Origin of the sequence: Sphaerisporangium krabiense (assembly GCF_014200435.1) — a bacterium.
Taxonomy (GTDB): Bacteria; Actinomycetota; Actinomycetes; order Streptosporangiales; family Streptosporangiaceae; genus Sphaerisporangium; species Sphaerisporangium krabiense.
In genome coordinates, this window is record NZ_JACHBR010000004.1 from 114,159 (window position 1) to 122,082 (window position 7,924).

A 7,924-nucleotide genomic window follows, 5' to 3' on the forward strand; every position below is an offset into this window, starting at 1 on the left:
TGCGGCTCAGCCCTTGAGCGCGCCGGCCGTCAGGCCCTTGGTGATGTGCTTCTGGAGTAGGGCGAACCCCAGCAGGACGGGCGTGACCGTGATCATCATCCCGGCGAACAGCGTGGCCCAGTTGGTGCCGTAGTCCGCGGCCTGGCCCAGTTGGAACAGCCCGAGCGGCAGGGGCATCTTCTCCGGCGAGTGGATCAGCAGCAGCGCGTAGAAGAACTCGTTCCAGTTCTGCAGGAAGCTGATGATGGCGACCGACGCCAGCCCGGGCCCCATGAGGGGAAGGATCACCGACAGGAACGTGCGGGTCGGGCCCGCCCCGTCCATCGCCGCCGCCTCCTCCAGTTCGTAGGGCAGGGTCTTCATGAAGCCGACCAGGACGAAGACGTTGAACGGCAGGTTGTAGGTGGCGTAGACGAGGATCACCCCGATCCGGCTGTCGAGGAGACCGAGGTCCTGCATGATCAGGTAGAGCGGCGCGAAGGTGACCATCCACGGGATCATCAGCCCGAGCAGGAAGGCGCCGAGCACCACGCCGCTGAACCGGAAGGCGATCCTGGCCAGGGGGTAGGCGGCGAACACCGCCAGGACGACGCCGATCGCGGTCGAGGCGACGCTGATCATGACGCTGTTGCCGAAGAACAGCCCGATGTTGGCGCGGTCCCAGGCGTTGGAGTAGTTCTCCCAGCGCCACCCTTCGGCGATCTGCCAGGGAGGCGAGGAGATGAACTCGGCGTTGGTCTTCATCGACACGTTGAAGACCCAGGCGTAGGCGCTGATCGAGGACAGCGCCACCGCGCCGAGCAGCAGGTAGAAGAAGAGGTGGTGCGGGCGGAAACGCGCGCGGGGCCGGGGCGGGGCGCCTTTGCGCGGCGGGGCGGGGACGGGCGGGGAGGGGGCGTCGGCCGGGCCGGCGGGCGTGGGCTCGGCGGCCAGGTCAGTACTGGAGGTCATCGCGCTTCATCACCTTGTCGAGGATCTTGGCCGCCGCCAGCATGACCGCCACGAGCACGACGCCGATGGCCGCGGCATAGCCGAAGTCGGCCCGGTCGAAGGCGACGCGGTACATCAGGGTGCCGACGGTGTCGGTCGAGCCGAAGGGACCGCCCCCGGTCAGGATGTAGACGAAGGCGAAGGTCTGCAGGCTCTGGACCACCCACAAGATGGCGAGCATGCGCAGCAGGTCGCGCATCATCGGCAGCATGATGCTCCGGAACACCCGCCACTCCCCCGCCCCGTCGATGCGCGCGGCCTGCAGGACGTCGGTGGGCAGGCGTTCGAAGCCGGCGCACAGCAGGACGATCCAGATGCCGATGCCGTGCCACACCGACACGAACGTCACGGCGGCCAGCGCGGTGGCGGGGTCGCCGAGCCAGGTTTTGGCCAGCGCGCCCAGTCCCATGGACTTCAGCGCGGGATTGATCAGGCCGAGGGTGGGGTGGTACAGGAACTTCCACATCAGCGAGACGACGGCGACCGACAGGACGACCGGGGCGAACACCACGAACCTGAAGAAGCGTTCGCCGTGGATCCGCTGCGACAGGGCCCAGGCGATCGCCATGGCGGGCGGGAACAGCATGCCGCTGCCGATGAGGGTGATCAGGAACGTGTTCTTGAGCGAGCCGAAGAAGTCGGGGTCACCCGCCAGCAGGCGATACTGGTCGAGTCCGACGAACCGCATCGTTCCCGTGCGGGAGAACTCGTTCAACGACAGGTCCACGGTCTTGACCAACGGGTAGAGGAAGAAGATCCCCAGCAGCGCGAGCGCGGGCATCAGGAATGGGATGATGATGCGCCGCTGTGCCGCCTTGTGCATGTGACCTCCGGGGTTCTCACGCCGCCACGGGGCTCACGCGTGGGAGCGCAGCCCCGTGGCGGTTCGGTCGGGGGGGTTCAGCCGCCGTGGACGCGGCGCAGTCCCTTGTCCAGGTTGTCGAGGGCCTGCCGCGCGTCCTGCTTGCCGAACAGGAGCTTGGCGATCTCGGGGTAGACGACGTCCTTGGCCTTGGACTCCAGCAGGCCGTAGTAGCTCGCCTGGAGCCGGTCGGCCTTGGCGACGACCTCGGAGATGCCGGGCAGGCCGGGAGGGCTCGACACCCCCTTGACCGCGGAGACCTCGCCGATCTCCTTGGCCCTGCGGGTCTGGGTCTCCACGCTGGTGACCCGGCGGATCCACTCCAGCGAGAGCGGGATGTTCGCGCTCTTGGCGGACACCGACATCAGCTGGGCGGCGGCGAGCATGCTCGCCTGGTCGCCGGTCCCGCCGGTCACGGTCGGGAACTGCAGGACGCCCAGCTCGAAGTCCTTGGGGATCACGTCGGCCATCTCGCTCACGAGCCAGCTCCCCATGAGGATCATGCCGGCCTTGCCCTGGAAGAACTGGGCCTGGGCCGCGGTGAAGTCGGTGCCCTCGAACCCCGTGAGGAAGGCCTTCCTGTCACGGAGGTCCTGGAGCATCTCCAGCCCCTTGAGGAACCCGGGGTCGTCGGTGATCTTCCCCGTGCCCTCGGTGAGGACGTCGTGGACCTTGTCGTATCCGACGGTGCGCAGCCAGATGTTGTCGCTCCACATGCCCATGTAGGGCTCGAACAGCCCGGTGACCGCGATCGGGTCCACCCCGGCGGCCTTGAGCCGGTCGGCGGCCGCGGTCAGCTCGTCCCAGGTGGCGGGCGGGGTGACGCCGTGCTTCTTGAAGAGCCCGGCGTTGTAGAACAGCACCTGCAGGGACAGCTCGGAGGGCACGCCGTAGATCTTCTTGGTCTCCGGGTGCTGCATGAACTGCGTGACCGCGGGACTGAACTGGTCCAGCCAGGGCTTGCCGGAGGTCGGGTCCACCTGGTCGAGGTAGGGCTTGAGGTCCAGCAGGGCGCCGCTGTCGGCCCACTCCAGCAGCGCCGGGTTGGTGCCGTCGAACATCGTGTAGTCGACGTCGAGCCCGTCGCCGGCGCGCCACCTCTGCTCCAGGGTCGGCCGGGCCTTGGTGTTGGCGAAGGTCATCTTCAGGTCGGCGCCGGGGTGGTCCTTCTCGACGCCGGCGGCGACCTCCTCCAGGAACTTCAGAGAGGGGGTGCCGGTGGCGGGAAGGACGCCGACCTCGATCGGGCCGCCCTTGATGTCCTGCTGCCAGCTCTTGGCGTCGGGTGGCTTCGCGGCGGACTCGCCGCCGCCACCGCCACCGCACGCGGTCAGAGCCAGGGAGAGGACCGCGACCGAACCGGCCAGTAGCGTGCGGGTGATCTTCACTATGAAACCTCCGTTATTAGTGATATCGGGGTTAGTGTCCTTGTTTCTAGGCTTTCGTCCCCGTTGCTCAGTTCCGACGGGAGAGGTCGGGCAGGAGATCGGCGAATTCCCGGAGGAAGACCTCGATCCGGCGCAGCTCCTCGGCGTCGAGCACGTGGGCGGGCCTGCGGCAGTAGGGGCTGTCGATGAGACCCCGGCGGAACGAGATCTGCTTCTCGGCGGCGATGATGAGCTCGGTGTCGAGCATCCAGTAGGAGATGTAGGGCAGCAGCCGCCGGTGCAGGTCCTCGCCGCCCGCCTCGTCGCCCGAGGTGAGCCGGCGCCAGATCTCGACGTAGATCTCGGTGAACGAGCATCCGGGCTGGCTGCCGACCGCGCCGCGCCGCCACGCGTCGGGCAGTTGCACGCCGGCGTAGCCCTCCAGCGAGGTGACCGGCGGGTCGAGGGCGGCCAGCTCGCCGATGAGCCGTCCGGGCGGGCTGGACTCCACCTTGATCAGCCGGAGGTTCGGGTGGGTGCGCACCAGGTCGGCGATGGTGGCCGCGTCCAGGCTGGTCCCCGTCTCTGCCGGGGCGTACTGCAGCACCACCGGGGTCGGGGCGACCGCCTCCAGGACCGCCGACACGTGCTCGACCTGGGCGCGACGCGAGGGGTTGAGGAAGTGCGGCGCCAGCAGGTTGATCAGGTCCGCCCCGGCGGCCACGACCTCGCGCGCCCTGGCGACGGCCATGCGGGTGGTGTGGTCCTGCACCGCGACGATCGCCGCGAAGTCCTCCCGGGGGGCGGTCCGCCGCAGGAGGATCCCGGTCAGCTCGCGGCGCTCCTCCTCGGTCAGCTTGTAGAACTCCGAGGCGAAGCCGGGGAACATCACGCTCGTCACGCCCGTGCCGAGGACGTAGTCGACCACCCGGCCGAATCCCTCGAAGTCGACGTCTCCGGAGTCGGTGAACGGGACCTCGAGCACGGGCGAGATCCCCCGGACCAGATCCGAGGCGTCCCCGTAACCGCCGCGGAACGGAGCCGCCGCGGGAGAGGCACTCGTCTGGATGTTCATTCGCACTCCTACCTCGATCACAGTTGTTTCGAAATATCAGAAATATTTTTCTGATGATGGGTGTCAGATCCCGAAGTTCAGGGACGACAAGAGGCTCGCCGGGGGGGGAGAAAGAGCGGGGGTCAGCCCGGAGAAGGGCCCAGAAGGCGCATGATCGTACCGCCGAGCACGTCACGTCGCGCGTCGTCGTCGATCGGCCAGTCCAGGACCCGGCGCAGCTCCGAGCGCGGCACCGTGTAGGGCGCGTCGGTGGAGAAGACCAGCCGCGACGGGCCGATCTCCGCGTCCCTGCCCAGCTCGACCAGGACGGTGTCCCACGGCGCGTAACTGGTGTCGCCGTAGAGGTTCGGCGCGTAGCGCAGCGCCGGCGCCGCGTCGATCCAGAAGTCGGTGGCGCCGCTGCGGCCCATCACGAACGGCGTCCGCGGCCAGCGCCTGGCCAGGCTGGCCAGGGGCAGCGGCAGCGCGTTCGGAGGGGTGCCGGTACGGACGTAGACGGGCCACGCCGCCTCGGCCGCGAACTCCAGCAGCGGATCGAGCAGCCCGTCGAGAAGGTCGAAGCCCTGCAGCACGCTGTCCACGTTCAGGGCGCGGGCGCCGGCGTCCCTGGCCCGTTCGAGCTCCTCCACGGCGGCCCGCCCGCGCCACGGATTGGCGACCGCGTACGGGATCAGCCGCCCCCGCGAGGCGGCCGCCGCCGCGGCGACGTGCTCGTTGCCGGCCCGGTTGTCGTAGGCGATGCAGCGTTCGTCCGGCGCCACCAGCGCCACGTCGACGCCCAGCGCGTCCATCGTCGCGATCAGCTCGTCGGCCTGGAGGCCGACCTCGCGGCCCCGCCCCAGCCGCACATGCGCGTCGACGATCATCGGGCACCCCCCAGGGTCAGGCCCAGCGCGGAGAGCGCGTCGGCGTGGATGATCCGCTCGATGAGCTCGGACGGCACGCGCGGCAGCGCCGTGCCCTCCAGGATCCTGTTGACGCCGCGCAGGCCCGCCATCGCCTCGCCGGTGTTGGCGATCGGGAAGTCCGAGCCGAGCAGGAGCTTGTCCGTGCAGCCCCATTCGACCGCGGCGAGCAGCGACTCGTAGCAGACCCAGGGTCGCAGGTAGATGGAGGAGACGTCGGCGTAGACGTGGGGGTGCTTGCGGATCGTCGCCACGGTCTCCTTGCCCCAGGGGTGGCCCATGTGCGCCATGACGATGCGCAGTTCGGGGAAGCGCAGCGCCACCTCGTCGGTCACCAGCGGGTAGGTGTAGCGCAGCGGCGCCGTGCGGATCGGCGACGCCCCCTGGTGGAAGAGGATGGGGAGCGCGTTCCGCTCGCAGTAGGCGTAGAACGCCAGCGCGGGCTCGCCGAGCGGGTCGAAGTTCTGGTAGTTGGGGCCGAGCTTGACGCCGACGAGCCCCATCTCGCGACACCGCTCGGCCTCCTCCAGGCAGTCGGAGGACGTCGGATCCACGGACATGAACCCGATGCGGCGGGCGGGGTCGTTCGCCACGAACTCCGCGGTCGCGTCGTTGGTACGGTCGGGATCGTGCGGGATGCCGGTCGTGGCGGCCGGGTCGGCCACCGCGATGTTGAACACGATCGCGACGTCCGCCGCGGACATGGCGCCGTCGAAGTCGGCCCAGGTGTTGGTGGTGACGACCGGACGATCGGTGCGCCAGGAGGTGAAGACGCACGCCTCTCCGGCCGGCACCACGTCACGGTGGGTGGGGGTGTGGGCGTGGACATCGACGATCATCGGAATTCCCTCATCAGGTCTGCTCGGGGCCGGACGCCCAGTCCGGGTGAGTCGCCCAGTCGGACGCGACGGCCGTCGCTGTCCAGCGGCTCCTCAAGGATGTCCTCGGCGTAGTAGTGCGCGCCGATGATGTCGGAGGGGAACTCCCGGGACAGCGCCGGCAGCGCGCAGGCGACGTGGAGCTGCGCGGCGGCGCCGATCCCCAGCTCGCCGTTGGAGCCGAGGAGCGCGTCGATCCCGAAGGCCGAGGCGAGCCGCCCCATCGCCACGGCGCGTCCGGGGCCGCCGCTCTTGCCCACGTAGAGGCTGACGCAGTCGGCGGCCTCCGCCCGGACGAGCGCGGTCAGGTCGGCCTCGCCGAAGACGGACTCGTCGGCGACCACCGGCAGGCCGAGGTTCCGCAGCCCCCGCATGCCGTCCAGATCGGCCGGCGCGACCGGTTGCTCGACGAACGAGACGCCCTGCTCGGTCAGCGCGGGGATCGCCCGGGCCGCCTGGCTGCGCGTCCACCCTCCGTTGGCGTCGGCCCCGAGGAAGGTCTCCGGGCCGGCAAGGCCGCGGGCCCGGGACACCCGGGCGACGTCGCCCGCGACGCCGAGCCCGACCTTGACCTTGAACGCCCCGAACCCGGCCGCCGTCGCGGCCTGGAAGACCGAGTCCAGGGCCGGCCCGTCGCCGGACAGGGAGAGCTTGATCGGGACCTCGTCGCGGTACGGGCCGCCGAGCGCCACGGCGAGCGGGACGCCGAGGGTCCTGGCGAACGCGTCCCACAGCGCGATGGACACGCCCGCCTTGGTGAACGGGTTGCCCGCCAGCAGCCGGTCCATCAGGAGCTCCAGGCCGCCGACCGGCGTGAGCGGCCGGCCCACCAGGGCGGGGGCCAGGATCTCGCGGATGAAATGCGCCGCGGTGGCGCCGTCCTCGCCGCTCCACAGCGGCGTCGCGCTGACCTCGCCGTACCCTTCGACGCCGGTACTGGTCACCACGCGGACCAGCAGGAAGTCCGAACGGGCGTGGCTTCCCCTGGCCCCGGTGACGGCCAGGTCCCGGCGCGCGTCCAGGCTGATCGCCGCGGTGTGGACCGCGGCGACGGCCGGCCTCATCGCCCCGCCAGCAGGGCGCGGGGGTTGTCGACCAGCATCGCGTGGCGCTGCTCGTCGGTGATGCCCCATCCGTCGATCTCGGCCACCCGGGCCACCGCGTAGTCCTGGCTCTTGCGGTCCGACAGGCCGGCGTCGGTGCCGAACAGGACCTTGTGGGAGGGCGCCCGGGAGAGGATCTCGCGCGCCGCGTAGGGCGGGGTGCCGCAGATGCAGATGTAGAGGTTGGGGGTCTCGATGGTGAGGGCGAGCGACTCCCGCCAGGTGTCGTGCAGGCCGCCGTGCCCGAGGACGACCGGGAGCGTGGGGTGCCTGCGGGCCAGGGCCGCGATCTGGCCGCCGGTGGAGTAGGGCGGTGTCCCGTCGTGGCTCAGCAGGATGCCGCCGCTCTGGGCGAGGACCTCGCAGACCGGGTCGAGCGTCAGCTCGTGCATGCTGAAGCCCTGCAGCCACGGGTGCAGCTTGAGTCCGCGCAGGCCGAGCCGGTTGATCATCCGGTCGACCTCCTCGGGGGCGTCCGCGCGGCGCGGGTGCACGGTCCCGAAGCCGGCGAGCCGCTCCGGGTACCGCCCGACGAACGCGGCGAGGTCGTCGTTGGCCTCGGGGGTGGCGTCGAAGAGGCCGTCGTAGCTCAGGACCAGCGCCTGTTCGATGCCGGCGGTGTCCATGAAGGCGACGAACTCGTCCGCGCCGAACTGGACGCCGCCCAGCCAGCTCGCGGTGCGCCACGCGGGGGTGTGGGTGTGGAAGTCGATCACAGGACCCTCGCGAGCTCTACCAGGCGGT

At 70.3% G+C, this 7,924-nt stretch carries 8 protein-coding genes; all 8 read right to left on the bottom strand.

Annotation, left to right across the window (positions count from 1 at the left end; all coding sequences use genetic code 11):
* Nucleotides 1-6: 6 nt before the first annotated feature.
* Nucleotides 7-951 carry a carbohydrate ABC transporter permease gene (locus tag BJ981_RS37340; protein ID WP_184618252.1) on the bottom strand — a complete coding sequence of 315 codons (945 nt, stop codon included), beginning with the start codon at nucleotides 949-951 and terminating at the stop codon, nucleotides 7-9.
* Nucleotides 935-1,813, bottom strand: coding sequence for a carbohydrate ABC transporter permease (locus tag BJ981_RS37345; RefSeq protein WP_184618253.1), 879 nt, complete (start codon nucleotides 1,811-1,813; stop codon nucleotides 935-937). The genes BJ981_RS37340 and BJ981_RS37345 overlap by 17 nt, the downstream gene beginning before the upstream one ends.
* A gap of 77 nt (nucleotides 1,814-1,890) precedes the next feature.
* The gene (locus BJ981_RS37350; protein WP_184618254.1) at nucleotides 1,891-3,240 is read right to left on the bottom strand and encodes an ABC transporter substrate-binding protein; all 1,350 of its coding nucleotides are present in this window, start codon (nucleotides 3,238-3,240) and stop codon (nucleotides 1,891-1,893) included.
* A gap of 67 nt (nucleotides 3,241-3,307) precedes the next feature.
* The gene (locus tag BJ981_RS37355) at nucleotides 3,308-4,294 is read right to left on the bottom strand and encodes a dihydrodipicolinate synthase family protein (protein ID WP_184618255.1); all 987 of its coding nucleotides are present in this window, start codon (nucleotides 4,292-4,294) and stop codon (nucleotides 3,308-3,310) included.
* Nucleotides 4,295-4,416: 122 nt separating this feature from the next.
* The gene (locus BJ981_RS37360; protein ID WP_184618256.1) at nucleotides 4,417-5,160 is read right to left on the bottom strand and encodes an amidohydrolase family protein; all 744 of its coding nucleotides are present in this window, start codon (nucleotides 5,158-5,160) and stop codon (nucleotides 4,417-4,419) included.
* Nucleotides 5,157-6,038 (bottom strand): amidohydrolase family protein, encoded by an 882-nt coding sequence (locus tag BJ981_RS37365; RefSeq protein ID WP_184618257.1) that lies wholly within the window; start codon nucleotides 6,036-6,038, stop codon nucleotides 5,157-5,159. The genes BJ981_RS37360 and BJ981_RS37365 overlap by 4 nt, the downstream gene beginning before the upstream one ends.
* Complete coding sequence (locus BJ981_RS37370; RefSeq protein ID WP_184618258.1) at nucleotides 6,035-7,141, bottom strand: mandelate racemase/muconate lactonizing enzyme family protein; 1,107 nt, start codon at nucleotides 7,139-7,141, stop codon at nucleotides 6,035-6,037. Before BJ981_RS37370 ends, BJ981_RS37365 begins: the two co-directional genes overlap by 4 nt.
* A partial coding sequence (locus BJ981_RS37375) for an amidohydrolase family protein (RefSeq protein ID WP_221315655.1) occupies nucleotides 7,138-7,924 on the bottom strand: 787 nt, incomplete at its 5' end. The genes BJ981_RS37375 and BJ981_RS37370, both read right to left, overlap by 4 nt.